A 26,530-nucleotide genomic window follows, 5' to 3' on the forward strand; every position below is an offset into this window, starting at 1 on the left:
GTCCTGCGGGCATTGCCTGTCATTGGGAAGTGGAACCAAGCCATGCGCATTCTTGTGGCCATGTCCGGCGGGGTGGACAGCTCTGTCGTTGCCGCCCGTCTGGTGGACGAGGGGCACGAGGTGATCGGCGCGACCCTCCAGCTGTATGATTCGCGCGAAAGTACGAAAAAGGGTGCATGCTGCGCGGGTCGCGACATTCACGACGCCCGGCGGGTGGCCGACCGGCTGGGCATTCCCCATTACGTCATCGATGCCGAACGTCGCTTCCATGACAGCGTCATCGGCACCTTCGCCGATGCGTATGCGGCGGGCGAAACCCCGGTGCCGTGCGTTGCATGCAATCAGGGCGTGAAGTTTACCGACCTGCTGGGCATGGCGCGCGACCTTGGGGTGGACGCCATGGCGACCGGTCATTACGTCCGCCGCGTGGACGGGCCGGATGGCGTGGAAATGCACCGCCCCGTTGATGCCGGGCGTGACCAGTCATGGTTCCTGTTTGCCACAACCCGCGACCAGCTTGATTTCCTGCGCTTTCCGCTGGGTGACATGCCCGATAAGGCCGCCGTGCGGGCGGAAGCCGAACGCTTTGGCCTGGCGGTCGCAGCCAAGCCCGACAGTCAGGACCTGTGTTTCGTAACCGACGGCTCATATGCCGGACTGGTTGAAAAACTGCGCCCGGACGTAATGGGGGGTGGTGAAATCGTGGACCAGTCCGGCCATGTCGTGGGCCAGCACGAAGGTGTGACCCGCTACACCGTGGGGCAGAGCAGGCGGCTGGGCAACGCCGCCATGCGCGATGGCGCGCGCCAGATGGTGGTGGGAATCGAGCCCGCCAGCAGGCGCGTGGTGATTGGCCCGCGGGCGCAGGCCGTGGCCCATACGCTGATGCTGCGTGACATGAACTGGCTGGTGCCCCCGCCGGGACCACAGGGCATGCGCTGTGCGGTGCAGATCCGCGCGCGTGAAGCCGCCCGCCCTGCCACCGTATGGCAGGCGGCCGGCAATGGCGCGCGGGTGGAACTGGATGATGGGGCCGTGCCCGCACCGGGACAGGCCTGCGTGATGTATGATGGCACACGGGTGCTGGGCGGTGGCTTCATCCGCCGGGCGGAAGCTGTGCAGGCCGGAAGTGAAGGGAAGGCGGCGTCATGAGTGATGGTATTCTGGTCATTGGCACGCGACGGTATTCGTCATGGTCGCTGCGCGGGTGGCTGGCGGTGCGTCTGGCGGGGCTGGACGTGCGCGAACAGCTGATCCCGCTGGCCGATAACGGGGAAACCCCGGCCATCCGCACCATTTCCCCCAATGGCAAGGTGCCCTATCTGGAACATAACGGCGTTGCGGTGTGGGAAAGCATCGCGATCTGTGAATACTGCGCCGAACAGGCCCCCGGCCTGTGGCCGGGTGATGTGCGCCAGCGCGCCTATGCCCGCAGCATCTCGGCTGAAATGCATGCAGGCTTCCGCGCGGTGCGGCAGGCCATGCCCATGAATATCGGCCGCGACAACCGACCGCTTGCGGCGGGCACCACGCCGGACATTGATGCCGACATCGCCCGCATTGACGCCATCTGGACCGAGGCTCGTCTGGACTTTGGCAAGGATGGTCCCTTCCTGTTCGGTGCGACGTTCGGCATGGCGGATGCCATGTTTGCGCCCATCGTATCGCGCTTCCTGTCCTATGGCATCAGCCCGTCACCGGAATCGCGGGCTTACATGACCGCCGTGCGCGCCCATCCGCTGGTGGATGACTGGTACCAGAAGGCGTTGCAGGAACCAAAGGAATGGCAGCAGTCCCGTTTTGAGGACATTGACTGAGACCCGTCCATGATCATGCCATGGCGCGTGGCGGTGGTACTGCCCGCGCGTGAAGGATTCTCTCCCGGTGCCGTGGGGGCGATCGGGTTGCAGGTGGCAGCCCTTGCGGGGGCGCAGGATGTGATCGTGGGGCCTCCGCTGGACGGGCCATCCCTGCTGCCGGACCATGAATACCGTGCGGTCACACCCGGATTGTGGCCACCGGGGCGTCGCAGCGTGCGTTATGCCGCGGCTGCTGCGCGCGCGGTGGCCGACATGGGTGCCGCCGTTGTGGAGGTCCATAACCGCCCTGATACCGCCCGGTACATTGCCCGTCACCGACCCGGACAGCGCATGCTGCTGGTGCTGCATAATGACCCGCAGGGTATGCGCGGGGCCGAAACTCCTTTGTCGCGCCGCGATCTGCTGCGGTTGATGGATGTGGCCTGCGTATCTGGCTGGGTGCGTAGCCGGTTTCTTGATGGTCTGCCCGCAGCCTGCGCCCGACAGGTCGGGCTGTCCCCCAATGGCGTGATATTGCCTGCAATGGTGCCCCCCATGGCGCAGCGTGCGCGCCGGGTGCTGTTTGCCGGGCGCGTGGTGGCGGACAAGGGAGCGGACCTGTTTGTCGCGGCCTGCGCGCAGCTTGCGCCTCAATATCCTGACTGGGGTTTCAGCATGATCGGCGCCGACCGTTTTCGCGCCGATGCACCACTGACCCCGTTCGTGTCCGACCTGCGGCCCGGGGCTGCGGCGGCTGGGGTGGACATGGCAGGATACAGGCCCCATGCGGATGTGCTGGCGGCCATGGGGCAGGCTGCCATCGTGGTCGTGCCCAGCCGCTGGCCCGAACCATTCGGCATGACGGCGCTGGAAGCCATGGCTGCCGGCGCGGCGTTGATCGCGGCCCCGGTGGGCGGCCTGCCCGAAGTGGTGGGCAATGGCGGCCTGCTGTATGCGCCCGAACCCGCAACGGGGCTGGCCCGTGCCATGGCCGGGTTGATGGACAGCCTGCCCGCGCGTGAAGACCTTGCCGCACGCGGTCGGGTGCAGGCCGCGCGTTTCAGTATCGAACACGCCCGTGCATGCCGGGCGGCTATGCGCGATGCAGCCCTGCACCGGCGCGGGGCCTGACCTTCTTTTCCGTTTTTCTGTGCTGCCGGGTATGGGACACGCCGCCCCATGGCCCTATATCTGGGCAGACAAGGCTTACGCCACGCATGATGCAGGCAATTTGAAAAGACCGGAGGCCACATGTCCGATACCGTTCAGGCGTCGCCCGACGCCGCAGCCCAGAACACCCTTGTACCGGTTACGGTGCTGACGGGATTCCTGGGCGCTGGCAAGACGACGCTGCTCAACCATATCCTGACGGCACAACATGGCCGCAAATACGCCGTGGTGGTGAACGAGTTCGGTGAACTCGGCGTGGACAACGACCTCGTGGTAGATGCCGATGAGGAAGTGTTCGAAATGAACAACGGCTGCATCTGCTGCACCGTGCGCGGCGACCTGATCCGCATTCTCGGCAACCTCATGAAACGTCGGGCGAAGTTTGACGGCATCATTGTCGAGACAACCGGCCTGGCCGATCCCGCCCCCGTCGCCCAGACCTTCTTTGTTGACGAGGACGTGCGCGGCAAGACCCGGCTGGACGCCGTGGTTACGGTGGTTGATGCCTACAACGTCATCCAGACGCTGGATGAAAGCCCTGAAGCGGTGAACCAGATCGCGTTTGCCGATGTCATCATCCTCAACAAGACCGACCTTGTGGATGAAGTGGCGCTGGCGACCATCGAATCGCGCATTCGGTCCATCAACGCCGTCGCCCGCCTCCATCGTGCGCAGCGCGGCGACGTGCCGCTGTCCGATGTGCTGGATCAGGGCGGCTTCGACCTGCAGCGCGCGCTGGAACATGCGCCGCGTTTTCTTGAGGACACCAGCCATTCCCACGAAGCGGACGTGACCTCCCTGTCCTATGAAGTGGAAGAACCGCTGGACGCGGCCAAGTTTCAGGCATGGATCGGCGCGGTGCTGCAGGAACAGGGGGCCGATATCCTGCGTGCCAAGGGGATCCTGAATTATGCGGGCGAGGACCAGCGCTTCGCCTTTCAGGCCGTACACATGATGGCCGATGGCGGCTTCATCGGTCCATGGAAGGAAGGCGAGCCGCGTGTCTCCCGCCTTGTCTTCATTGGCCGCAATCTCAATCGTCCGCAGCTTCGCCGCGGTTTTGAAAGCTGCCGTGCGAAATGAGCGATACCGTGAATGATACCATCCCCGCCACCGGGCTGCTGGAACGCCGTGGGGCCATGCGCCAGCTGGAAGGCCAGATCACCGGCTGCACCATCTCACGCGACAGCCAGCAGGTGGCCTTCGCCACCGGTGAGGGCGATATCGCCGTGGCGGACCGGGCCGACTGGGGACAGTCGGATGCATGGAATGTCATGACCGTGCATGACGGCGCGATCCTTGCCATTGCGCCTGATGCCGCCCCTACCGGCTTCCTGACCGGTGGCGATGACAATGCCCTGCGCCGCGTGGCTGCTGATGGCAGCGTAAGCGACCTTGCGAAAGGTCGCCGCTGGGTCGAGCACATCACGACATGGAGCAACGGCAAGGGCGGCGTGATTGCCTTTTCATCGGGCAAGCAGGTCGAACTGCGCGACGCCGACGGGCACACGACCCTGAAGGTGCTGGATCATCCCTCCACCGTCAGCGGCATCGTGTTCGACGCCAAGGGCAAGCGCATCGCGGCTTCGCATTACAATGGCGCGTCGATGTGGTTTGTACAGGCTAAGGTGGACACCGTGCGGCCGCTGGAATGGAAGGGCAGCCATATCGGCATCGCCATTCACCCGGCGGGCGAGGCGCTGGTGACCTCCATGCAGGAATCGGAACTGCATGGCTGGCGGCTGTCGGACGGGCACAACATGCGCATGAGCGGTTATCCGTCCAAGGTGCAGTCCATGGCCTTTACCCGCAATGGCAAATGGCTGGTGACCAGCGGGGCGGACACGATCGTGATGTGGCCGTTCTTTGGCGGCGGTCCGATGGGCAAGCCCCCGGCGGAGGCCGGTGGCCTGCCGGGTGTCATGTGCACCCGTGTCGCCTGCCACCCCGTCCACGATATCGTGGCGGCGGGGTTTGCCGACGGGTCGGTGCTGATGGCCGATACCGGGGCACAGCGTATCCTGCCGGTATGCATTGGGGGTTCCGGCGCGGTAACGGCGCTGGAATTCAGCCCCGATGGCTGTTGCCTTGCCTTTGGCTCGGAAGATGGCCGCGCGTGCGTGGTGGACCTGAGCGCCAAATAAAGCCGGATAAGAAGTAATAAAAGTTTTTTCTGGACGCCGCCTTTTTTCAAAAAGGCGGCGTTCGCTGAAGCTTTCTGAAAAAAGTTTCACCAAAAACTTTTCATGAATTGCGGGGCGTTATGCGCGTACTCCATATCATGGCGGCCCGGGGCAATGGTGGCGCTGAACTGTATTCCACTGATGTCATGCTCAGCCTGCATGCGGCGGGGCTTATGCAATGTGTGGTCATGCACCCTGCCGCCCCCCGCGGCAGGGAACTGCAAAAGGCAGGAATGGCGGTGGAGACATGGCCGCTGCGCCTGCCGCTGCGGCCCCTGATCCGCCATGCGCTGCGGGGCCTGATCGAACGCATGCAGCCCGACCTGATCCATTGCTGGCTGCGCCGTGCGGCGGAACTGGTGCCCGCGCATACGGGTGTCCCGGTTATTGGCTGGTTTGGTAATTACAAGGACCTGCGCCCTTTCGCGCATTGTGACTGGTTTGTGGGCTGCACGCCCGACATGGCGCAGTCCATGCGCGAACGCGGCGCGCCGAAAGACCGGGTGGCCTATGTGCCTACCTTTTCCTCTGTCACGGCCCGGCAGCCGGTCTCCCGCCGGTCGCTGGATACACCGGATGATGCGCCGGTGCTGCTGGTGCTGTCGCGGCTGCATCCGGCCAAGGGGCTGGAAACGCTGCTGGATGGGCTGACCCTGCTGCCGCGCTGTCATGTGTGGCTGGCGGGGGAAGGGGAACTGAAGGACGCGCTTGCAGCACAGGCGGTCCGTCTGGGCATTGCGGACCGGGTGCACTTCCTTGGCTGGCGGTCCGATCGCGGGGCGTTGCTGGCGGCGGCCGACATCTGCGTGCTGCCGTCGCGTTATGAACCTTTTGGTACCGTCATTCTGGATGCATGGTCGGCGGATGTGCCGCTGGTGGCGTGTGCCGCCGCCGGTCCCCGGGCGCATGTGCGTGATGGTGATAATGGCATGCTGGTGCCGATTGATGACGCGCCCGCGCTGGCTGCCGCCATACAGTGCGTGCTGGATGACCCGGCGCTGTTCGCACGCATCGTGGCGGGCGGCAGGCAGGATTATCAGGCGCGTTTTACCCGTCAGGCCGTAACGGAACAGTGGCTTGCGCTGTATGAACGCGTGCTGTCAGCGCGCGACAGGTAGCGGCGGCGCAGGCGGCGGGCGGGGCGTCACGATCGGGGGCTTGGGTGCTGTGGCCATGCCGTCAAGGAAGGCTTCGGCCAGGGCTGCGTAAAGCGGCTGTGAACAGATCATGCGCGAGACGCCATAGGCCAGGAACGACGTGGCCAGCAGCGCCAGCGTTACCTGCTGGTTGTCGCACATTTCCATCACGATGACGGATGCGGTCAGCGGCGACTGCACCACGGCGGAAAAATAGGCCACCGTGCCCAGCAGTACCACCGCCCCCGGCGTGGTATGCGGCAGGAACTGCGCGACCCAGCCCCCAAATCCCGCCCCGATGGCAAGCGACGGCGCAAACAGTCCACCCGGAATGCCCGAACAGTAGGAAATGATGGTGGCGATGAACTTCAGGATGAAGAAGGAGGCAGGATAATGCGTCTTGCCTTCAATGATTTCATGCGCCTGTTCGTAACCGGTGCCATAGGTGATCCCGTCCGACGCGATGCCGATCACCGCCAGCAGCAGCCCGCAGGTGGCGGCGAACGCCACTGGCCTGCTACGGGCAAAGCGTCCCAGTCCGCCGGGCAGGCCACGCGTGGCCCGGATCAGGATGGCGGAGAACACGCCGCCCCCGATCCCGCCAAGGATGCCGCAGGTCGGCACCGCGATCCAGCTTATGCCAATCGGCACCACCACGTCCGTATGCCCGAAATAGCTGTAGTTTCCCACCAGGGCGATGGCCGTCACACCCGACAGGATCACCCCGGTCAGCATGGTGCCGCTGGTGCGCTGTTCGAAGGAATGGCTGAGTTCCTCGATCGCGAACACGATACCGGCCAGCGGCGTATTGAACGCAGCCGATACCCCAGACGCCCCGCCGGCCAGGATCAGCCCGCGCCGCATGCTGACGGTGGACAGGTTCAGCCACCGCCCGCAGGCATGCATGATGGCGGCGCCGATCTGCACGCTCGGCCCCTCACGCCCGATGGAGCCACCCGCCACCAGCCCCAGCGTGGTCAGCACGATCTTGCCCGCCGCCACCCGGAGGGACAGCAGGCGGTCGATGATGGCAAAGTTTTCAAGGTGCAGGGAGGCGATGGTCTGCGGGATGCCGCTGCCCTGCGCGCCCCGGAACCATGTGCGTGTCAGCCACGTGGACAGCGCCAGTCCCCCCGGTGTCAGGACCAGCATGATCCACGGGCTGATGGCGATGATGTGGTTACGCACCGTGGCCGCCGCATCCGCCGCCATGGCGAAGCCCACCGCGACCACGCCGACCACCACGGCCGCCGCCCAGCACGCCAGCTTGCGCCGCCACTGTTCGGTGGTGATGCGGGCGGAACGACGCAGGTGGCGCATATGCTTCCTGCGGATTTCAGTAAGGTCGGTTCGCATTACCGGTAATGTACTTTCAGCAACGGCACTGACAGTTAAAACCGGGCGGGAACAGTCCGGTTGCGGGACAAGGATAGCATTTATCGCAACCCGGACGGCCATTCCTGACACGTCCGGTCTGTGGTTTCCCGGCCCGTGGCCGCCCGGTCAGGGGCATGGGACGGGGGGATCAGGGCAGCACCAGCACGCCGGTGTGCTTGGCCTTGCGTTCGGGTTCGACGTGGATGTTGATCAGCGCATCACCCACGCCCGCGCGCAGGCCGTCCTCGATATGGTCGCAGATATGATGGGCATCCTCTACGCTCATGGTGCCCGGCACCACAAGGTGGAATTCGATGAATGTCATGGCGCCCACGATACGCGCGCGGATGTCATGGGCCTCTATCGCGCCGGTGGCTGTGTGGGAAATGATCGAACGGATTTCCGCCAGCGTCCCGGAATCGGGGGCTTCGTCCATAAGCCCCGCGATGGAGGTGCGCATCATGTCCCATCCCGTGCGCAGCACGTTCACTGCGATCAGCGCGGCCAGCAGCGGGTCCAGCCACAGCCATCCCGTCAGCGGGATCAGGATGAAGCCGCCAATCAGCACTGCCGACGTCCACACATCGGACAGCACATGGTGCCCGCTGGCCACAAGGGCGGGGGAATGATGCGCACGTCCCATGCGCATGAGAAACAGCCCCCACCCCAGATTGAGCAGCCCGGCCCCGCCATTGAGCGAAATGCCCGTTAGCGAATCCTCGGGCGGGTGCATGTGCGTAAAGCCCACCCATGCCTCATGCGCGATGGTAAAGGCGGTGATGACCACCAGCACCCCTTCCGCCACGGCGGACAGGTACTCGGCCTTGTAATGCCCATAGGTATGGTTGTGGTCGGGCGGCAGGCTGGCCACCCGCAGCGCCCACAGCCCCGCCACGGCGGAAACCACGTTGATGATCGTCTCGATCGCATCGGAATACAGCGCGATGCTGCCTGTCACCCGCCATGCCGCGTATTTCATGCCCAGCGCGATGATGCTGACCACAACGCTGCACCATGCCGCGCGTATCTTGGTATTGGTGTTGGAAAACATATCGGACAGGGGACTCTTGAAACCTAGACGGTATGGGCGTCGGCAAGGACGCAGTGGTCGGCATCGCCCAGTGTTTCGATCTGGAGAGTGGGGTGGACGATGCCAAAACGTTCACGCAGTTCACGCGCGGCGCGGTTGAGCAGCCCGTCGGGGGCATGGCCGTTTTCACTGGCATTGCGCACCAGGTGGACCGTCAGCGCGGTTTCGGTGGTGCTGATCGGCCAGATATGCAGGTCATGCAGGTCGCACACGCCGGGCAGGGTGCGCAGGAAGGCATCCACCTGGGCTGCGTTGATGCCACGCGGCACGCGGTCCAGCGCCATGTCCAGCGAATCCCGCAACAGCGACCATGTCGCGACGATAATGGACACTGACACGACGAGGCAGATGATGGGGTCGATTCGCAGCCATCCCGTCATCAGGATCAGCCCCCCACCGGCTACTACTGCCAGCGACATAAGTGCATCCGACGCCATATGCAGGAACGCGCCATGCAGGTTCAGGTCGGTTTTCCCGCCGCTTGCGAACAGCATGGCCGTCATCCCGTTGACCGCGATGCCGATGCCCGCCACCACCATGACCGCGACGCCGGCAACCGGGTGCGGATGGATCAGGCGCAGCACGGCTTCCCACATGATGCCGCCGGTCACGACCAGCAGGGCCACCGCGTTGCCAAGGGCGGCGAGGATGGACGACCGGCGCAGCCCGTACGTGAAATTGCGGCTGGGGGAACGGCGCGACAGGATTTCCGCCAGCCAGGCTGCCCCGAGTGCGAGCACGTCCGACAGGTTGTGCCCCGCATCCGCCAGCAGCGACAGCGCATGGCTGCGCACGCCCCACGCCGCTTCCCCGATGACATAGACAAGGTTGAGCGCGATCCCGATGGCAAACGCCCGGCCATAGGATGCAGGCGTGTGGACATGATGGTGGCCAAACAGTCCGCCATGGGCATGCCCGCAGTCATGGTCCGCGTGGTCATGGTCATTATGGTCGTGGCCCGCATGGCCGTTGTGGCTGTGGGTATCATGGCCATGATCGTGGTTATGGTCATGGCTGTCATGGTCGCCATGATTGTGCTGGCACTCACCCATGGGGCAGCATCCATTCAGCAGTGGGATTGAAAGTGTGCCGCCTTCCTAGCAGAAGGTTGCGGCACGTCACCAGCACTTAGCGCATTTTGTGCAGGGGGCCACCGTGATATGGCATCGCCACAGCCCCATTGCCATGGAAACGCGACCCGATGATCCGACTGACCGAACTGCGCCTGCCCATCGACCATGATGACGCTGCCCTGACGCAGGCCGTGGCCGAACGGCTGGGCGTGCCTGTCACGGATATTACGGACATATGCATATTCCGCCGGGGGCATGACGCCCGCCGCAGGCACCGTATCGTGCTGGTCTATACGGTGGACTGCACCGTGCGGGATGAAGCCAGCGTCCTTGCGGCGCATGGCGGCGCGCGTGACATCATGCCCGCCCCCGATACGTCCTATCATTTCGTGGTGGATGATGGACCCGCCATGGCGCGGGGGGCGGGTTTCGTGCGCCCGGTGGTGATCGGTGCCGGGCCATGCGGACTGATGGCGGCACTGGTGCTGGCGCAGATGGGACTGCGCCCGCTGGTGCTGGAGCGTGGCAAGGTGGTGCGTGAGCGTACGGTCGATACCTTTGCCCTGTGGCGCAAATCCATCCTTAACCCTGAAAGTAACGTGCAGTTTGGCGAAGGGGGGGCCGGAACGTTTTCGGACGGCAAGCTGTACAGCCAGGTCAGCGATCCCCGGCATTACGGGCGCAAGGTGCTGACGGAATTCGTGCGCGCGGGCGCGCCGGAGGAAATTCTCTACCTCTCCCGCCCGCATATCGGCACCTTCCGCCTTGTCTCGATGGTGGAACATATCCGTGCCGAGATCGAGGCCCTGGGCGGCGAATACCGTTTTGGCGCGCACGTGACCGATTTCGTGACACAGGGTGATGGCACGGGTGGCCAGCGTATCACTGGCCTGCGGCTGGCGGACGGGGATGAAATTGCGGCAGGCCACGTCGTGCTGGCCATTGGCCACAGTGCGCGTGACACCTTTGAATCCCTGCACACGGCAGGTGTGAACATGGTGGCAAAGCCGTTTTCGATCGGCGTGCGGATCGAACACCCGCAATCCGTCATCAATACCGCGCGTTATGGCCAGCCCGAAACCGTGCCGTTGCTGGGGGCGGCAGATTACAGGCTGGTGCACCATGCGGCCAACGGGCGCGGGGTCTATTCGTTCTGCATGTGCCCCGGCGGCACGGTGGTTGCAGCCACGTCGGAGGTCGGGCAGGTGGTGACCAATGGCATGAGCCAGTATTCCCGCGCCGAACGCAACGCCAATGCGGGCATTGTGGTGGGCGTGACACCGGAACGCGATTATCCCGGAGGCCCGCTGGCCGGTATCGCCTTCCAGCGTGAGTGGGAACGCAAGGCGTTCGAAGCTGGCGGCGGCGCCTATTTCGCCCCGGCGCAGACGGTGGGGGATTTTCTTGACGGCAGGCCGTCCACCACGCTGGGCGATGTCGTGCCATCGTACAAACCCGGTGTTACCCCCACCGACCTTGCGCGCTGCCTGCCGGAATTCGCGGTGGCCGCCATGCGGGAGGCATTGCCCGCGTTCGAGCGGAAGATCCCCGGCTTTTCCATGCGGGATGCCGTCATGACGGGGGTGGAAACACGCACGTCCTCCCCCCTGCGCATCCCGCGCGGGGTGGACGGGCAGGGCGTGAACATGCGCGGCCTGTTCCCGGCGGGTGAAGGGGCAGGCTATGCCGGGGGCATCCTGTCGGCGGGAATTGACGGTATCCGCATTGCCGAAGCTGTGGCCCTGTCACTGGCTGGTCGCCCGGTTGAGCAGGCCATGCAGCGCGACATGACGCACGCAACCGATGCGCAGTAAATGAAAACAAATAAAAGTTTTGGGTGAAGCTTTTTTCAAAAAAGCTTCGGAGAACGCTGCCTTTTTTAAAAAAAGGCAGCACCCAAAAACTTCTTTTTTTCAGTTTTTTATAAAAACGAAACCGGATCAATATCCACGTCGATCCGTGCCCCGCGTTCGGGCTTCACGCGCGACAGCCATTCACGCATGATCGGCTGCACCGCGATATTGCGCCGCGCGCGCAGCAGCAGGCGGAAACGGTGCCGCCCGCGCAGGATGGCCAGTGGCGCAGGTGCCGGACCAAGCACCTGCACGCCATCCATCCGGGGCGCATTCTGGCCCAGCGCACGCGCGGTCAGGTCTGCCGCATCGGGCATTTCGGCACTGACGATCAGGGCCGCCAGCCGGCCATAAGGTGGCCAGAAGCCGGGACGGCGCTGTTCGGCTTCCTGTTCCATGAAGCTTGCGAAATCGCCCGATACCAGCGCCTGCATGACCGGGTGGTCAGGCACGTAGCTTTGCAGCAGCACGCGGCCCGGTGCCTCGGCACGGCCCGCGCGGCCTGCGACCTGATGCAACAGCTGCACCGTGCGTTCGGATGCGCGCAGGTCGCCACCGCCCAGGCCCAGATCTGCATCTACGATTCCCACCAGCGTCAGGTGCGGGAAATGCCAGCCCTTGGCCACGATCTGCGTGCCGATCACAAGGTCGATCTCGCGCCGTGCTATGCGCTCGACGGCGGCGGCGGTGGCCGCGGGACCATTGAGCGTATCGCTGGCCATGACCAGTATCCGCGCATCGGGGAAGGTGGCGCGTGCTTCTTCGGTTATCCGCTCCACGCCGGGGCCGATGGGGGTCAGACTGTCGGCATCGGCGCATTTGGGGCAGGTCTGGGGAATGGGTTCGTCATACCCGCAATGGTGGCAGGTCAGGATATGGCGCGCGCGGTGTTCCACCAGCCACGCGGTGCAGTTGGGGCACTGCATGCGGTGGCCACAGGTGCGGCACAGCGTCAGCGGCGCGTAGCCCCGGCGGTTGAGGAACAGCATCGCCTGTTCCCCGCGCCCGATCGCATCATTGATCGCATCCGTCAGCACAGGCGACAGGAACAGCCCGCGTTCAGGCGGGTCCGCGCGCATGTCCAGCGTTTCCACATCGGGCATGCTGGCATTACCGTGGCGTGCGCCCAGCTTCAGGTGCCGGTAACGGCCCGCGCCGACATTGGCGAGACTTTCAAGACTGGGGGTAGCCGAGACCAGCACGACGGGCGCGCTGCTCATGCGCGCGCGGACCACCGCCATGTCGCGGGCGTGGTAGGTCACGCCATCTTCCTGTTTGAAGGCGGTTTCGTGCTCCTCATCAACAATAATCAGGCCAAGCTGGTGAAAGGGCAGGAACAGCGCCGACCGCGCGCCGACCACCACCCGTGCCGTGCCGTCGGCTACCGCCCGCCATGTTACCCGGCGCAGGCGCGATCCAAGGTCGGAATGCCACAGGGCGGGTTCCGCGCCAAAGCGGCGGGCAAACCGCCCGGTCCACTGGGCCGACAGCGCAATTTCCGGCAGCAGCACCAACGCCTGCCGTCCGGCGGCGATACAGGCGGCTATGGCTTCCATGTAAATCTCGGTCTTGCCGGACCCGGTTACCCCTTCCAGCAGGGTGATGGAAAAGCCATCTTCCGCCACGCGGGCGCGCAGTTCGGTGGCGACCGCCGCCTGATCGCCCTCCAGCACCGGGGGGCAGTGCGTGGGATCGGGAATGCTGAAGGGCGGTGGCGGGGCGATTTCAATCGCCTGCAATGCGCCCGCCTGCGCCAGTCCGCGTATGACGGCAGCGCCCACGCCTGCCCGGCGGGCCAGTTCCGTGGTGGTCAAGGGCGGGCCTTCGGCAGCGGTATCCAGCACTTTCCGCCTTGTGGGCGTCAGGCGCAGGTCCGCAGGCAGCGCCGGGGCAGCTACCCACCCGGAGGCAGGACGCGGCAGCGGGGCCAGCGCATTGGCCCGTAACGCCATGGCCAGCACCATGCCCGGCGGCGACAGGGTATAGGCCGCCACCCAGTCCACGAACTGTCTCAACTGCGCGGGCAGGGGCGGCAGGTCAAGACGGGCTGCCACGGGTTTCAGGCGCGCTGTCGCCACTTCCTTTTGGGGTGGGGGGGTAAATTCGGGCGGCAGGCGGGATGTCGCGTCCCATACCACGCCCGTTTCGGTGCGGCGCCCCAGTGGGACGCTTACGATGTCACCAGGGCGCACATCGGCCAGACGGGGCGGTAGCAGGTAGTCCAGCGGCCCGGCAAAAGGCAGGGTCAGCATGACCCGCACCCGACCATCAACAGGGGTGGGCAGCAGGTCCGGTTGTGAAGGATTGCGATGCGGCATGTGTTTTTCTACCGTCAGGCATCGTCCGTGTCTTGTCCATCATTTGCGCATGGCGCACACACCGTCATAAGAAACTGTGTGAAAGGTCTGTCTTTCAGACATCCTGCAATCATGAGGAAGTTTTTGGTGAAGCTTTTTCCAGAAAGCTTGGAAAAACAGTATCTTGTTGAAAAAAGGTGGTGTCTGGACACTTTTGTTATTTTTATCATCGCGTTTTTCAAGAAAGTTCCGGGTTACATGGCAGCAGGATGAAAGGGTGCAGGACATGACGGCAACCGAAGCACGTGACGCCTTCCTGCAATGGATGGAAACCGAACGCCGTGCCTCTGCCCTGACGCTTACGGCCTATCGGGGGGATCTGGACCGGTTTCTTGCGTTCCTGACCATGCATCTGGGCGCGGAACCGGATATGGGGACGCTGGCGGGCCTGTCGCTGGCCGACCTGCGTGCGTGGCTTGCCCATGAACATGCCATGGCTCTGAGCGGCCGCCGCCCCACCACGCAGGATCGTGCCGCGCGGACACGGGCACGCCGGGTTTCGGCGCTGCGGTCCTTTTACCGTTATCTTGCGCGCTACCATGGTGTCGATAACCCCGCGCCGGGCCTGCTGGCAACGCCGCGCACGCGCCGCCCGCTGCCCCGCCCGCTGCCACAGGCACAGGCGCTGGAGGTGCCCGAAGGGGTATCGGACATCGCCCGTACCCCCATGGCGCAGGTGCGCGACGGGGCGCTGTTCATGCTGCTGTATGGATGTGGCCTGCGTATTTCCGAAGCCCTGACGCTGGATGTACGCGATCTGGATCAGGCCCGCACCCTTGGTGATGGCGCGAAAGGCGACGGCGTGCTGCGCATACGCGGCAAAGGTGGCAAGGAGCGCATGGTGCCCGTGCTGCCACAGGTCATGCAGGCCCTTGCGCGCTGGCGGGGCGTGCATCCGTTGCCGCAGCCCGATGCGCCGCTGTTCGTGGGCGTACGTGGTGGCCGCCTGCAGGCGGGTATTGCCCAGCGCGCCATGCGGACATGGCGACACATGGCGGGTCTGCCCGACCATGCAACCCCGCATGCGCTGCGGCATTCCTTCGCCACCCACCTTATGGAAGGTGGCGCCGACCTGCGCGTGATACAGGACCTGCTGGGCCATGCCAGCCTGTCCACCACACAGCGTTATACGCTGGCGGACGAAGCCAGGCTTATGGATGTCTGGACACGTGCGCATCCCCATGCCACCGATACCCCGCCCGATACTGCACGATGAACAGGATTGCCCATGTCCCAGCGGTTCCCCTATCCCCCGATCGCCCCCTACGATCACGGCTGGCTTGATACGGGCGAGGGACACCGCATTTACTGGGAGCTGTGCGGCAATCCCGATGGCATCCCGGTGGTCTTCCTGCATGGTGGTCCCGGCGGCGGCTGTTCGGCCTTCCAGCGCCAGATGTTCGACCCCGCGCTATACCGCATCCTGCTGTTCGACCAGCGTGGCTGCGGGCGATCAACCCCGCATGCATCACTGGTCAACAACACGACATGGCATCTTGTGGCCGATATCGAACGGCTGCGTATCATGACCGGTGCGGAAAAATGGATGGTGTTCGGCGGGTCGTGGGGGTCCACGCTGGCGCTGGCCTATGCACAGACACATCCCGACCATGTCAGCGCTCTGGTGCTGCGCGGTATCTTCACCCTGCGCCGGGCGGAATTGCTGTGGTATTATCAGGACGGTGCATCATGGCTGTTTCCTGACCTGTGGGAACAGTTTGTAGCACCTATACCCCCGGCTGAACGTGGCGACCTGATGGCGGCCTATCACCGCCAGCTGACCGGTCCTGATGCGGATGTGCAGATGAAGGCCGCCATTGCGTGGAGTGTATGGGAAGGGCGCACCATTACCCTGCGTCCTGCGTCCGATACCATCATCCAGCATGCCGACCCGCGTTACGCGCTGGCGTTTTCACGTATCGAAAATCATTATTTCATCAATGCCGGATGGCTGGACGAAGGCCAGCTTGTCCGTGATGTGGGGCGTATCCGCGATATTCCCGCCGTCATCGTGCAGGGACGGTATGATGTCACGACGCCCATGCGCACTGCATGGGACCTGCACCGCGCGTGGCCCGAAGCGGATTTCCGGATTGTCGATACGGCCGCCCACGCCATGACCGAGCCGGGTATCCTGTCCGCCCTGCTGGATGCAACCGACACCATGGCCGGGCGACTGGCGTAGTGGCCAGAATGCGTACATGGTTTGCGACATGGGGCATTGCCGCAGCCCTTTTGGGCTACGGGTCGCCGGTGACATCGGCCATGGCAGCACAGGATACCGTGCCGCGTCTGTGTAACCATGAACGCGTGGCCCAGGTGCCGCTGCGTGATGACGGGGGTTACCTGTCCATTGTCATAAGCATTGCGGGCCATGACCTCAGCGCGCTGGTGGATACGGGATCGGATGGCGGCCTGCTGACACCTGACATGGTCGGTTACCTGCGGCTGCGGCTTGATCCCGACCATGAAACCATCATCCATGGCACGGGCGGGACGGCGCAGGCGACGCCGAACGCCCTGGTGCCGGACCTGCGGGTGGGGAATGTCGATTTCGGCGCACGTTCGGTGCCGGTGGGCGAACTGCCGGGACAGCCGATGATCCATCCACCCGTGGCGGGGCTGCTGGGCGGAGATATCCTGTCGCGCTTCGATCTGGATATGGATGTACCCGGTGGCATGCTGACATTATGGAACATTCAGCATGGTTCCATGGCCTGCGCGCCGCCACCGGCATGGGACGGACCGTATGAAACCGTGCCGCTGCGCAGGCAGGACAACCGTTTCCTGCTGGAAGTCAGGCTGGATGGCAGGCCGGTTACGGCATTGCTGGACAGTGGCGCGCGGTCGCGCATTGTCTCGCCAGAAGTCGCACGTCGCGCTGGTGTCAGCCAGTCACAGCTTGACCGCGATCCCGGCGGCGTGACCGCAAGCGTGGACGGGCACAGGGATATCTATCACTGGCATCGTTTTGACAGCCTGCAGGTCGGTCATGAACTGGAGCGCAATGTCACGTTGACCGTGGCCCCCCTGCGCGAACATCTGGAAATGCTGCTGGGGTCGGACTGGTTTGCCACCCACCGGGTGTGGATATCCTATGCCACGAACCAGATTTTCATCCGGCCCGCGCCACGGCAGGTCACCAGATAAGGGATGAATTGAAAAACAGGCTGTTTTCAAGCAGTCCCTAAACAAATCAGGCCCGGCATGCTCTGCCGGGCCCGAGATATAACCGTCGGGGGTGATCGGGGTGGATCAGCCCTTCAGCTTGGCGTTGCATACGCTGTAATAGCCGCCGCCCTTCTGGATCCAGCGCAGGCCGCCATTGGCGTTGGCGGCCTTGTTGGCGTTGTACTGGTCAAGGCAGGTGTGCATGCGGGCCTTGCCCGCAGCTTCTTTGCTGTATTTCGCGGAAATGGCGTCGGGAAGCGTTGCACTGGTGGATACGGGGGCCGCAGCTGGGGCCGCAGCCTTGGGGGCGGGTGCTGCTGGTGCTGCGACGGGGCTGGCTGCGGGGGCAGCCGTTTCAGCGGTCCTGGTATCCGCGTTGGCGGCGTCACCGCACTGGGCGGTCTTGAAATCCTTGTAGCTCTGCCCGTTCAGCGTGCCTGCGGTGCGGGCTGTAGTGAACTTCTGGTGGCATGACTTGGAGGTTTCGCGGGCGTGTGCCGCACCGGTGGACAGTGCGAAGGCGAGTACGGACGCGGTTGCGACCTTGAAACGGAAGGATGTGGCCATGGAGTGGGTCGGTCCTGAAATGATGGTTGTAAAAAAAAGAGAGGTTACAGGGCGCTGTCGCCCGTTTCCCGCGTGCGGATGCGGATGACGCTGTCGAGGGGGGAGATGAAGATCTTGCCATCGCCGATCTTGCCAGTGTGGGCGGCTTCCAGAATCGTTTCCACCGCCTGTTCCACCAGATCGTCGGTCACGGCGACCTCGATCTTGATCTTGGGCAGGAAGCTGACGTGGTATTCCGCCCCGCGATAGATTTCGGTCTGGCCTTTCTGTCGGCCAAAGCCCTTGACTTCCGATACGGTCAGCCCCTGTATCCCCAACGGGGTCAGGGCCTCACGCACATCGTCGAGCTTGAAAGGCTTGATGATGGCTGTGACAAGCTTCATCTCACCGCGTCTCCATTCTGCTGTCCGGCCGGGCTGACCGTGTGTGAAAGATAAAGTAACATCCCATCTATACCCTGATCGGGTGATGCATGTCATCCGCCTTGGCTTACCTGATGTGTTAAGCGCGCTTGTGCCTGCCCCGTGGAGGGGCGTAAATCCGGCAGGCTTGCCGTCCCTGCCCGCACGGGCCAGAACAGGAAACGAAATGACCGCGAACATGCCATCCCACACCGCGCCCGGACCTCTTGAGGTCGATGTCTGCATCGTGGGGGCGGGACCGGTGGGTGCGACACTTGCCTGCCGTCTTGCCGCTGATGGCATGAAGGTGGCGATCATCGACCGTGCGGCCCTGCCGCCGATGGAACATCCCGCCTTCGATGGCCGCGCCTATGCCATCGCCGCAGGTTCGCGCCGCCTGCTGGAAGAAGCCGGCGTGTGGCAGCGCCTGCCCATGGAATCGTGCGACATACGCGAAATCCGCGTGACCGATGGCAGGCCGGGGCAGCCGCCCTCTCGCCTGTTCCTTGAATTCGGGCGTGGCGATGCCGACCAGCCCTTCGGTGCCATGATCGAGGCGCGTGCCCTGCGCGTGGCGCTGAATGCGTCATTGCACGCAACGCCCGGCCTGCATGTTTTCGCCCCTGACGAAGGGGTCGTGACGCGCAGCCCCGATGGCGCGGTGATCCGCACCACCAGCGGTCGTGTCATCCACGCACGCCTGGTGGTCGCGGCCGAAGGACGGCGCAGCCCGCTGCGTGACCAGGCCCGCATTACGGTTACACGCCTGCCCTACAACCAGTGTGGCATCGTGTGCGCCGTGGCCCATGAACGCCCGCATGAAGGCCGCGCGCTGGAACATTTCCTGCCCGCCGGTCCGTTCGCGCAACTGCCCATGGCGGGAACGGCCGAACATCCCAACCTGTCCGCCCTTGTCTGGACCGAAAGCGAGAAGGTCGCCCACCGTCTGGCCGACCTGCCACATGACGCGTTTGCACACGAAATCCGCCGTCGCATGGGCGATGACTGGCTGGGTGCCATCAACCCGGTGGGGCGGCGGTGGGTCTATCCGCTTTCCGCGCAGTACGCGCAGCGTTATATTGATACGCGTCTCGCCCTGGTGGGGGATGCGGCGCATGGTATCCACCCCATCGCGGGGCAGGGGCTGAACCTCGGTTTCCGTGACGTGATTGCCATGGCTGATATCCTGGGCCGCGTGCATGCAGGCGGCGGGGATGTGGGGGCTGCGGATGTGCTGCGCACGTATCAGGCCCGCTGCCGTCCCGCCAACATGCTCATGCTGGTGGCGACCGATGCGCTGGAACGCCTGTTCGGCAATGATAACCCGGTCCTGCGTCTGGCGCGTGACGTGGGGCTTGCGACCGTCAACCGCATCACCCCGCTGCGCCGCAGCTTTGCCCGGCACGCCATGGGCCTGTAAAACGGAGATCGCGACGATTAACAGGCCCCAAGGGCCGGAACGGATGGCTTATGTCTGAAAAGCAGCCTGCTGGCATTCCCATGGATACACGCACACGCCCCGTCATGCCGCCAACACTGGGGCATGTGGACCCCATTGCGCTGTGGCAGGAAATCGTGAACGGCGCGTGCGGGTGCAATGACCCGCTGGTCAAGGGGCTGCTGGCTACCGGCATCCGCAACCATGCGTCCTTCCGCTGTGCGCTGGCCGCCCTGATCGGGCGCAAGCTGGGGGACCGTTCGGTGGCGGATGACGCACTGGCCGAACTGGTGAGCGAGGTATTCGACGCCGACCCCGATATCGTCAGTGCGGCGGCGGCGGACCTTGTGGCCATTCGTGAACGTGACCCGGCCACGGCCAATTACGTCACCCCTTTTCTGTTCTTCAAGGGGTATCACGCGGTGCAGAGCTACCGCGTGGCGCACTGGCTGTGGCACAACAACCGAAGCTACCTTGCCCTGCACCTGCAAAGCCGGTGTTCTGAACTGTTCGCCGTCGACATCCATCCCGCGGCACGGCTGGGACGGCGTATCCTGCTGGATCACGGCACGGGTATCGTCATAGGCGAGACCTCGGTTCTGGAAGATGACGTGTCCCTGCTGCAGGGCGTGACCCTGGGCGGTACCGGCAAAAACGTGGGCGACCGCCACCCCAAGGTGCGCCGTGGCGTGCTGATCGGGGCCGGGGCCAAGATCCTGGGCAATATCGAAATCGGCGAGGGGGCGAAGGTTGGCGCTGGCTCCATCGTGCTGGAATCCGTGCCGGCCTATACCACCGTGGTGGGTAATCCAGCCCGTATCGTGGGCACGCGGCATTCCAGCCTGCCAGCCTTCACCATGGACCAGATGCTGCCGCCGATCGATTATATCATCTGATGACCGAATTCGTTTTCAGGCCACATGTGGCGGTCATTGGCGGCGGCCCCGCGGGCCTTGCCGCAGCCGAAATCCTGTCCGCTCACGGGTGTGGCGTCAGCGTGGTGGAACAGATGCCTACCATGGGGCGCAAGCTGCTCATGGCCGGGCGGGGCGGCCTCAACCTGACCCATTCCGAACCGGCTGATGCTTTTGCCGCCCGTTACGGTAATGCCCGCCCGATGATGGAACGCGCCCTGCGGGCCTTTACCCCGCAGGACATGGTGCGGTGGGCCGAAGGACTGGGCCAGCCCTGCTTTACCGGTAGCAGCGGACGTATCTTTCCCCGCGCCATGAAGGCATCGCCGCTGTTGCGGGCATGGCTGGCGCGGCTTGCCGCAGGCGGCGTGCGGCTGCTGACGCGCCACCGCTGGGATGGGTGGGACGTGGATGGCAGGCTGCTTGTATCAGGCCCCGGTGGTCCGGCGTCGTGGCGGGTTAACGCCACGGTACTGGCGTTGGGTGGCGCAAGCTGGGCGCGGCTGGGATCGGATGGCGCATGGCGGGAACGTCTGCTGGGGCTGGGTGTTGATGTCACGTCCTTTGCCCCTGCCAATTGTGGCTTCGTAACCGGGTGGAGTGATCCGTTCACCGCCCGCTTTGCCGGCACGCCGCTGCGGGGCATTGCGCTTACGCTGGATGGCGCTGACACGGTGCGGGGTGAGGCCGTGGTGACTGGCACGGGGATTGAAGGCGGCGCGGTCTATGCCCTGTCGGCTGCGATTCGCGACCGGATTGCCCGTGACGGCCATGCGCAGGTCCATATCGACCTGCGGCCTGCGCTGGATGTGGCGGAAATCGCCACCCGCATCGCCCGCGTGCGCTCGCGTGAAAGTCTGTCCAACACATTGCGCAAGGCGCTGCGATTGCCGCCCGTGGCTGTTGCCCTGCTGCGTGAAGGGGAGGAAGGACCACCGCCGCGTGATTCCGCAGCCCTTGCCCGTCTGGTCAAGGCCGTGCCAGTGGTGCTGCGTGCGCCGGCGGCACTGGACCATGCCATTTCGGTGGCGGGGGGAATCGCGTGGTCCGCGCTGGATGATCACTTCATGCTGCGCGCGCTGCCCGGCGTTTTCGCCGCCGGTGAAATGCTGGACTGGGAGGCGCCTACCGGCGGGTACCTGTTGCAGGGCTGTGTTGCGACCGGCCGCATGGCGGGGCAAGGCGCATGGGAATGGTTGCGTGACTCGCAGCGCGGGCGGTATCCGTCAGCGCCATGAGTGTTGCAATCACGATTGGTGAACGGCGCGGGGCCATGGCGACGGATGCCCCCGTGACGATGGATCTGGCGGAACTGCTGTCTACCCGCCTGTTGGTGCAGGGCAATTCCGGGTCGGGCAAGTCGCACCTGCTGCGCCGCCTGCTGGAACAGTCCGCGCGTATGGTGCAGCAGGCGATCATTGACCCCGAAGGCGATTTTGTCAGCATAGCCGAACGTTACGGCCATCTGGTCATTGATGCGGCCGAACATACCGAAGCCGCCCTGCAGGCGGCGGGTGAGCGGATGCGCATGCACCGGGCCTCCGTCGTGCTGAACCTTGAAGGCGTGGACGCGGAGGTGCAGATGCGTCGTGCCGCCGCCTTCCTCGGCGGTATGTTCGAGGTGCCGCGCGATTACTGGTACCCCGTGCTGGTCGTGGTGGATGAAGCCCAGCTTTTTGCGCCGGCGGCGGCGGGCGAGGTATCGGACGAGGCACGTCGGGCATCACTGGGCGCCATGACCAACCTCATGTGCCGTGGGCGCAAGCGGGGACTGGCCGGGGTGATTGCGACCCAGCGCCTGGCCAAGCTGGCGAAGAATGTCGCGGCCGAAGCCTCGAACTTCCTCATGGGCCGCACCTTTCTCGATATCGACATGATGCGTGCTGCCGATCTGCTGGGTATGGAACGGCGGCAGGCCGAGAGTTTCCGCGATCTGGAGCGGGGATATTTCGTGGCCCTTGGCCCCGCCGTATCGCGCAGGCCGCTGGCGGTGAAGATCGGCCCGGTGGAAACCGAAAGCCGCTCGGCCGGTCCCACACTCATGCCGTTCGAGCCGGTACCTGCGGGTGATGAGATCCGTGAACTGATCCTGACCCCCGTGCCTGAACGCGAAATCCCCGCCCGCCCTGCGCGCAGCTTCAGTCCGCCACCCGATATCCTGTCCCAGCTTGCCGCCCACGCCGAAACCGCGACCGTGGACACAGTGGAAGAAGAACCGGATGGCCCACCCGTGGACGCGGCGGCCCAGAGGCTGCGTTTCATCGAGATCCTGAGTGATATCCTGCGCGACGAGGATGCGGGTTTTCGTCCCGTGCATGTGCTGTATCAGGATTTCCTTGTCCGCTGCCGGATCGAGGGTATGGGACGCGACGCGCTGGACATGCCGCGCTTCCGCCGCCTGCTGGCGGTGGCCAAGGCCGGGGTAGACGCCCAGACCGCGGAAAGCGGGCAGTGGCGGCAGGCTGAACAGATGGCAGGCGTGCTGCCTGATGATGTACAGGGTATTTTCCTGCTGATTGCCCGCGCCGCCCTGCATGGCGAGCCCTGCCCGTCCGACAGCCTGATTGCCCGTACCTATGGCACCCATTCGCTGGGTCGCGCCCGGCGGCAACTGGCCTATCTGGAGGAGCAGAACATGATCGTCCTGCGTAATGACGGGCTGGGCCGCCGTAGCGCCGCCATTATCGGCCCGGGCTGGGAAACCGCCCCTGCGATGCCGGATGGAAATGGTGAAAAATAATAAAAGTTTTTGGTGAAGCTTTTTTCAGGAAGTTTCGAAGAACCCTGCCTTTTTGGAAAAGGCGATACCCGGAAACTTGTATTTTTATCAATATGTTGTTTTGAAAAAGCCTTATCAGGCCAAGCCAAAGCCTGCTGCCTGTCGTGCGTATGAAGCGATGGACCGGTTTCCGGCAGGGATGCCGGGCCAATAAAAAACCCTGCCTTCTTGCGAAGGCAGGGTTTTCTGTTTTTGGCGGGCTGAGGCTGCTCAGCGCTTCCACCATCCCGTCCGACGGTGCGTGGTCGGGGTGGCGTCCACGTCGATCGGGGCGGGGGCGGTATCCGCCGTGGGTTCGGTTCCCTCATCGGCCTTCTTGCGGCGCCGACGGGTCGCCGTCGTGGTCGTGGCCGTCTTGCGGGTTGTGGTCCGTTTTTTCGGGGCCGGCTTTGCAGCCTTTTCCGGTGCGGTTTCCGCCGTTTCGGTTACGGTTTCCACAGGGGCCGCTTCCGTCGCGGGTTCAGCCTTCTTGCGGCGCGTGGTGCGACGACGCTTGGGGGCTTCTTCCGTGACCGTAGCTTCGGCTTCGGTCGTGGCGGGTGTTTCCACCGCCGGTTCCTCGGCCTTGTCCGCAGCCTTTGCCGCCGTGCGGGTGGTGCGGCGGCGCGTGGTGGCCGTCGTGCCCGTGCTGCGGCTGGCCGCACGCTTGCGCGCGGGCTTGGCGGGGGCGGCTTCCTCGGTTGCCGGCTCTTCTGCCGGTTTCGCTTCGGCTTCCGTTACCGGGGTTTCAGCCTCTACGGCCGTATCAGCGGCCTTGCGGCGTGTGCTGGTACGGCGCGTGGTGGTCGTGCCAGCACGGCGGCGGCGTGGCTTGGTCGCTTCTTCCGCTGCCGGTTCCGCAGGTGCGGGGGCGGCTTCGGGTTCCACGACAGGGGTTGCTGCCTCGGCGACCGGGGCGGGTGTGGCCTCGGCTTCCTGTGCTGCCGGTGCCGCCTCGTTTTCCACCGGGGTGGCGCGACGGCGCGTGCGGCGACGCGTACGGCGCGGCTTGGCGCTTTCTTCCTCGGCCACCGGAGCAGCTTCTTCCACTTCGACCACGACCGGATCGGCTTCCACAACCACTTCGCTGGGTGCGGTCGTCTGTTCGATCACGTCAAAGATGTCGATGATCGCATCGCCATACGGATCGGCCGGGGTAGGACCACGATAGGCTTCACGCGGTGCGGGTTCAGGCGCGGGTGTGGAGGCTGCGACCGGAGCGGGTGCTTCCTGTGCCGTATCCTCGGTTGCCTGTGTCTGGGTGCCCTGCGCTGCGGTGCCATTGCCACGACGGCGACGACGGCGACGACGGCGACGATGGTCGGTGCCTGACGCGATATCCTCGTCCTCTTCCGTGCTGGTCGGGGCCTCGGGGGCGGCGTCGGTCACGGGCGGTTCGGCCTGGATCTGGATTTCACGCACATGACTGGTTTCAGCCGGGGCCTGTTCGACTACGGGCGCGTCAAAGCGGGCCGTCTGCTGGCGCACGCGCTCGATCTTGCATTCCTGCGGCTGCAGGGCAGCGTCGGGTGCGAAGGCAACCTGCATCTTGTGCCGGGTTTCGATTTCTGACAGCCAGCTGCGCTTGTGGTTGAGGATGTAGAAGGCGATTTCCGGTGCGACGCCCACGGAAATTTCCGCGGCCTTACGCTGCATGCCCTCTTCCTCGATCGCGCGCAGCACATGCAGCGCCGAGCTTTCGATCCCGCGCACGATGCCGGTGCCCTGACAGTGCGGGCAGGGCATGAAGGCGGATTCGGCAATGGAGGGACGAAGGCGCTGGCGCGACATTTCCAGCAGGCCGAAATGCGAGATCTGGCCCACCTGGATGCGCGCGCGGTCGGTGCGCAGCGCGTCCTTCAGCTTCCGCTCGACCATGCCATTGTGCTTGCGGCTTTCCATGTCGATGAAGTCGATGACGATCAGGCCGGCCAGATCGCGCAGGCGCAGCTGGCGGGCGACTTCCTCGGCGGCTTCGAGGTTGGTGCGCAGCGCAGTTTCCTCGATATTGCGCTCACGCGTGGCGCGGCCCGAGTTCACGTCGATCGCAACCAGCGCCTCGGTCTGGTTGATGACCAGATAGCCACCTGACTTCAGCTGCACGGACGGCGAAAGCATGGAATCCAGCAGTCCCTCCACCTTGTAATGGGAGAACAGGGTCTGTTCATGGTCCTGCCACAGCCGCACCTTCTGCGCGTTCTGGGGCATGAGCATGCGCATGAACTCACGCGCGGACTTCCAGCCCGGCTCGCCATCGATCAGGATTTCGCCCACTTCGCGCGTATAGATGTCGCGGATGGCGCGCTTGATCAGGCTGGCTTCTTCATAGATCAGCGCGGGTGCGACCGATTCCAGCGTGTGCTGGCGGATGTCGTCCCACAGGCGCAGCAGGTATTCGCAGTCGCGCATGATTTCGGCGCGCGGGCGCTGGGCGCCGGCGGTGCGCACGATCATGGCCATGCCGCGCGGGATCTGCAGTTCGGTAATGATGTCACGCAGGCGACGGCGGTCGGTAACCGACGTGATCTTGCGTGATACGCCCCCGCCACGCAGCGAGTTGGGCATCAGCACGCAGTAACGGCCCGCCAGCGATACGTATGTGGTCAGCGCGGCACCCTTGTTGCCGCGTTCTTCCTTGACCACCTGCACCAGCAGGATCTGGCGGCGGCGGATGACTTCCTGGATCTTGTAGTTGCGCAGGAAGCGCGCGATGCGGCGCTGGGCCTGTGCTTCGTCGCCGGTGTCGTTTTCACCGCCCACGGTTTCGGGCTCGTCGCCTTCCTCGCCGGTCGGGGCGTCGGCCTCGTCCTCGGCGCGGGGGGCGTCTTCTTCCTCGTCATCACGCGCGCGGCGTTCTTCTTCCGCGCGGCGTTCCTCTTCCTGCAGCGCCAGCAGCTTTTCGCGGTCGGCTACGGGTATCTGGTAATAGTCGGGGTGGATTTCGCTAAAGGCGAGGAACCCGTGGCGGTTGCCGCCGTAATCCACGAACGCAGCCTGCAGGCTGGGTTCCACGCGGATAACCTTGGCCAGATAGATGTTGCCCTTGAGCTGCTTCTTGGATGCAGCTTCAACATCGTAATCTTCCAGGTGGTTACCATCCATCACGACCACGCGGGTTTCTTCCGCGTGGGTCGTGTCGATCAGCATGCGTTTGCTCATAAATAGGCGCACTCCGGTATGTCACGTTCCGGCATCCGGGCTGCGCGCGCGATCCGTGGCGGCAGGGGGAGGCAGGGGGAACGG

21 protein-coding genes are annotated in these 26,530 nt (G+C 64.5%); 14 read left to right on the forward strand and 7 right to left on the reverse strand.

Going from position 1 to position 26,530, the window contains the following annotated elements:
* Positions 1-42 precede the first annotated feature (42 nt).
* From mnmA to MSKU9_RS14100, 6 genes are all read left to right on the forward strand, one after another.
* Positions 43-1,152 (forward strand): tRNA 2-thiouridine(34) synthase MnmA, encoded by a 1,110-nt coding sequence (gene mnmA / locus MSKU9_RS14075; protein ID WP_141262022.1) that lies wholly within the window; start codon positions 43-45, stop codon positions 1,150-1,152.
* A complete protein-coding gene (locus MSKU9_RS14080; RefSeq protein ID WP_141262023.1) occupies positions 1,149-1,817 on the forward strand; it encodes a glutathione S-transferase family protein in 669 nt (222 codons plus the stop codon). Before mnmA ends, MSKU9_RS14080 begins: the two co-directional genes overlap by 4 nt.
* Positions 1,818-1,832: 15 nt before the next feature.
* Positions 1,833-2,930 (forward strand): glycosyltransferase family 4 protein, encoded by a 1,098-nt coding sequence (locus MSKU9_RS14085; RefSeq protein WP_141262205.1) that lies wholly within the window; start codon positions 1,833-1,835, stop codon positions 2,928-2,930.
* Between the two features lie 120 nt (positions 2,931-3,050).
* Positions 3,051-4,052, forward strand: coding sequence for a CobW family GTP-binding protein (locus MSKU9_RS14090; RefSeq protein WP_141262024.1), 1,002 nt, complete (start codon positions 3,051-3,053; stop codon positions 4,050-4,052).
* Positions 4,049-5,113 (forward strand): WD40 repeat domain-containing protein, encoded by a 1,065-nt coding sequence (locus MSKU9_RS14095; RefSeq protein ID WP_141262025.1) that lies wholly within the window; start codon positions 4,049-4,051, stop codon positions 5,111-5,113. Before MSKU9_RS14090 ends, MSKU9_RS14095 begins: the two co-directional genes overlap by 4 nt.
* 119 nt (positions 5,114-5,232) lie before the next feature.
* The gene (locus MSKU9_RS14100) at positions 5,233-6,270 is read left to right on the forward strand and encodes a glycosyltransferase (RefSeq protein WP_141262026.1); all 1,038 of its coding nucleotides are present in this window, start codon (positions 5,233-5,235) and stop codon (positions 6,268-6,270) included.
* On the opposite strand, the gene MSKU9_RS14105 is transcribed toward MSKU9_RS14100, so the two are convergent.
* The 3 genes from MSKU9_RS14105 to MSKU9_RS14115 form a co-directional block, all read right to left on the reverse strand.
* Complete coding sequence (locus tag MSKU9_RS14105) at positions 6,253-7,608, reverse strand: chloride channel protein (protein ID WP_141262027.1); 1,356 nt, start codon at positions 7,606-7,608, stop codon at positions 6,253-6,255. The genes MSKU9_RS14100 and MSKU9_RS14105 overlap by 18 nt on opposite strands.
* A gap of 205 nt (positions 7,609-7,813) precedes the next feature.
* Complete coding sequence (locus MSKU9_RS14110; RefSeq protein ID WP_141262028.1) at positions 7,814-8,716, reverse strand: cation diffusion facilitator family transporter; 903 nt, start codon at positions 8,714-8,716, stop codon at positions 7,814-7,816.
* A gap of 23 nt (positions 8,717-8,739) precedes the next feature.
* Entirely contained in the window at positions 8,740-9,807 is a 1,068-nt protein-coding gene (locus tag MSKU9_RS14115; RefSeq protein ID WP_141262029.1) for a cation diffusion facilitator family transporter, read from the reverse strand.
* Positions 9,808-9,956: 149 nt separating this feature from the next.
* Between MSKU9_RS14115 and MSKU9_RS14120 the strand changes: the two genes are divergently transcribed.
* Positions 9,957-11,642: an NAD(P)/FAD-dependent oxidoreductase gene (locus tag MSKU9_RS14120; protein ID WP_141262030.1), complete on the forward strand. Its 1,686-nt coding sequence runs from the start codon at positions 9,957-9,959 to the stop codon at positions 11,640-11,642.
* Between the two features lie 107 nt (positions 11,643-11,749).
* Here MSKU9_RS14120 and MSKU9_RS14125 read toward each other — a convergent pair whose 3' ends face one another.
* Positions 11,750-13,999 (reverse strand): primosomal protein N', encoded by a 2,250-nt coding sequence (locus tag MSKU9_RS14125; protein WP_141262031.1) that lies wholly within the window; start codon positions 13,997-13,999, stop codon positions 11,750-11,752.
* Between the two features lie 265 nt (positions 14,000-14,264).
* Between MSKU9_RS14125 and MSKU9_RS14130 the strand changes: the two genes are divergently transcribed.
* The 3 genes from MSKU9_RS14130 to MSKU9_RS14140 are packed head-to-tail and all read left to right on the forward strand — an operon-like array spanning position 14,265 to position 17,188.
* Positions 14,265-15,254, forward strand: a complete 990-nt coding sequence (locus MSKU9_RS14130; RefSeq protein WP_141262032.1) for a tyrosine recombinase XerC — start codon at positions 14,265-14,267, stop codon at positions 15,252-15,254.
* A gap of 12 nt (positions 15,255-15,266) precedes the next feature.
* Positions 15,267-16,223: a prolyl aminopeptidase gene (gene pip, locus MSKU9_RS14135; protein WP_141262033.1), complete on the forward strand. Its 957-nt coding sequence runs from the start codon at positions 15,267-15,269 to the stop codon at positions 16,221-16,223.
* Between the two features lie 8 nt (positions 16,224-16,231).
* Positions 16,232-17,188, forward strand: coding sequence for an aspartyl protease family protein (locus MSKU9_RS14140; protein ID WP_141262034.1), 957 nt, complete (start codon positions 16,232-16,234; stop codon positions 17,186-17,188).
* Between the two features lie 105 nt (positions 17,189-17,293).
* On the opposite strand, the gene MSKU9_RS14145 is transcribed toward MSKU9_RS14140, so the two are convergent.
* Together MSKU9_RS14145 and MSKU9_RS14150 are read right to left on the reverse strand one after the other, a co-directional pair.
* Complete coding sequence (locus MSKU9_RS14145) at positions 17,294-17,776, reverse strand: hypothetical protein (RefSeq protein ID WP_141262035.1); 483 nt, start codon at positions 17,774-17,776, stop codon at positions 17,294-17,296.
* Between the two features lie 44 nt (positions 17,777-17,820).
* The gene (locus MSKU9_RS14150) at positions 17,821-18,159 is read right to left on the reverse strand and encodes a P-II family nitrogen regulator (protein ID WP_010507216.1); all 339 of its coding nucleotides are present in this window, start codon (positions 18,157-18,159) and stop codon (positions 17,821-17,823) included.
* A 205-nt stretch (positions 18,160-18,364) separates the two neighbouring features.
* Between MSKU9_RS14150 and MSKU9_RS14155 the strand changes: the two genes are divergently transcribed.
* The 4 genes from MSKU9_RS14155 (at position 18,365) to MSKU9_RS14170 (ending at position 23,269) form a co-directional block, all read left to right on the forward strand.
* The gene (locus MSKU9_RS14155; protein WP_141262036.1) at positions 18,365-19,597 is read left to right on the forward strand and encodes a UbiH/UbiF/VisC/COQ6 family ubiquinone biosynthesis hydroxylase; all 1,233 of its coding nucleotides are present in this window, start codon (positions 18,365-18,367) and stop codon (positions 19,595-19,597) included.
* Between the two features lie 104 nt (positions 19,598-19,701).
* The gene (gene cysE / locus MSKU9_RS14160; protein ID WP_227002512.1) at positions 19,702-20,511 is read left to right on the forward strand and encodes a serine O-acetyltransferase; all 810 of its coding nucleotides are present in this window, start codon (positions 19,702-19,704) and stop codon (positions 20,509-20,511) included.
* On the forward strand, positions 20,511-21,767 hold the full coding sequence (locus MSKU9_RS14165) for a TIGR03862 family flavoprotein (RefSeq protein ID WP_141262038.1): 1,257 nt from the start codon (positions 20,511-20,513) through the stop codon (positions 21,765-21,767). The genes cysE and MSKU9_RS14165 overlap by 1 nt, the downstream gene beginning before the upstream one ends.
* On the forward strand, positions 21,764-23,269 hold the full coding sequence (locus MSKU9_RS14170) for an ATP-binding protein (RefSeq protein ID WP_141262039.1): 1,506 nt from the start codon (positions 21,764-21,766) through the stop codon (positions 23,267-23,269). The genes MSKU9_RS14165 and MSKU9_RS14170 overlap by 4 nt, the downstream gene beginning before the upstream one ends.
* A 249-nt stretch (positions 23,270-23,518) precedes the next feature.
* On the opposite strand, the gene MSKU9_RS14175 is transcribed toward MSKU9_RS14170, so the two are convergent.
* On the reverse strand, positions 23,519-26,446 hold the full coding sequence (locus MSKU9_RS14175; protein WP_141262040.1) for an Rne/Rng family ribonuclease: 2,928 nt from the start codon (positions 26,444-26,446) through the stop codon (positions 23,519-23,521).
* Positions 26,447-26,530 lie beyond the last annotated feature (84 nt).

This window comes from Komagataeibacter diospyri (assembly GCF_006538165.1).
Lineage (GTDB): Bacteria > Pseudomonadota > Alphaproteobacteria > Acetobacterales > Acetobacteraceae > Komagataeibacter > Komagataeibacter diospyri.

What these genes read in the sequence shown, in the direction of transcription:
- MSKU9_RS14175 (WP_141262040.1), bottom strand. Translation starts at nt 26,446, where the DNA reads ATGAGCAAACGCATGCTGATCGACACGACCCACGCGGAAGAAACCCGC.
- MSKU9_RS14150 (WP_010507216.1), bottom strand. Translation starts at nt 18,159, where the DNA reads ATGAAGCTTGTCACAGCCATCATCAAGCCTTTCAAGCTCGACGATGTG.
- MSKU9_RS14170 (WP_141262039.1), top strand. Translation starts at nt 21,764, where the DNA reads ATGAGTGTTGCAATCACGATTGGTGAACGGCGCGGGGCCATGGCGACG.
- MSKU9_RS14085 (WP_141262205.1), top strand. Translation starts at nt 1,833, where the DNA reads ATGCCATGGCGCGTGGCGGTGGTACTGCCCGCGCGTGAAGGATTCTCT.
- MSKU9_RS14125 (WP_141262031.1), bottom strand. Translation starts at nt 13,999, where the DNA reads ATGCCGCATCGCAATCCTTCACAACCGGACCTGCTGCCCACCCCTGTT.
- MSKU9_RS14115 (WP_141262029.1), bottom strand. Translation starts at nt 9,807, where the DNA reads ATGGGTGAGTGCCAGCACAATCATGGCGACCATGACAGCCATGACCAT.
- MSKU9_RS14105 (WP_141262027.1), bottom strand. Translation starts at nt 7,608, where the DNA reads ATGCGCCACCTGCGTCGTTCCGCCCGCATCACCACCGAACAGTGGCGG.
- MSKU9_RS14100 (WP_141262026.1), top strand. Translation starts at nt 5,233, where the DNA reads ATGCGCGTACTCCATATCATGGCGGCCCGGGGCAATGGTGGCGCTGAA.
- MSKU9_RS14120 (WP_141262030.1), top strand. Translation starts at nt 9,957, where the DNA reads ATGATCCGACTGACCGAACTGCGCCTGCCCATCGACCATGATGACGCT.
- MSKU9_RS14110 (WP_141262028.1), bottom strand. Translation starts at nt 8,716, where the DNA reads ATGTTTTCCAACACCAATACCAAGATACGCGCGGCATGGTGCAGCGTT.
- MSKU9_RS14140 (WP_141262034.1), top strand. Translation starts at nt 16,232, where the DNA reads ATGCGTACATGGTTTGCGACATGGGGCATTGCCGCAGCCCTTTTGGGC.
- MSKU9_RS14090 (WP_141262024.1), top strand. Translation starts at nt 3,051, where the DNA reads ATGTCCGATACCGTTCAGGCGTCGCCCGACGCCGCAGCCCAGAACACC.
- MSKU9_RS14080 (WP_141262023.1), top strand. Translation starts at nt 1,149, where the DNA reads ATGAGTGATGGTATTCTGGTCATTGGCACGCGACGGTATTCGTCATGG.
- MSKU9_RS14165 (WP_141262038.1), top strand. Translation starts at nt 20,511, where the DNA reads ATGACCGAATTCGTTTTCAGGCCACATGTGGCGGTCATTGGCGGCGGC.
- MSKU9_RS14095 (WP_141262025.1), top strand. Translation starts at nt 4,049, where the DNA reads ATGAGCGATACCGTGAATGATACCATCCCCGCCACCGGGCTGCTGGAA.
- MSKU9_RS14130 (WP_141262032.1), top strand. Translation starts at nt 14,265, where the DNA reads ATGACGGCAACCGAAGCACGTGACGCCTTCCTGCAATGGATGGAAACC.
- MSKU9_RS14145 (WP_141262035.1), bottom strand. Translation starts at nt 17,776, where the DNA reads ATGGCCACATCCTTCCGTTTCAAGGTCGCAACCGCGTCCGTACTCGCC.
- cysE (WP_227002512.1), top strand. Translation starts at nt 19,702, where the DNA reads ATGCCGCCAACACTGGGGCATGTGGACCCCATTGCGCTGTGGCAGGAA.
- mnmA (WP_141262022.1), top strand. Translation starts at nt 43, where the DNA reads ATGCGCATTCTTGTGGCCATGTCCGGCGGGGTGGACAGCTCTGTCGTT.
- pip (WP_141262033.1), top strand. Translation starts at nt 15,267, where the DNA reads ATGTCCCAGCGGTTCCCCTATCCCCCGATCGCCCCCTACGATCACGGC.
- MSKU9_RS14155 (WP_141262036.1), top strand. Translation starts at nt 18,365, where the DNA reads ATGACCGCGAACATGCCATCCCACACCGCGCCCGGACCTCTTGAGGTC.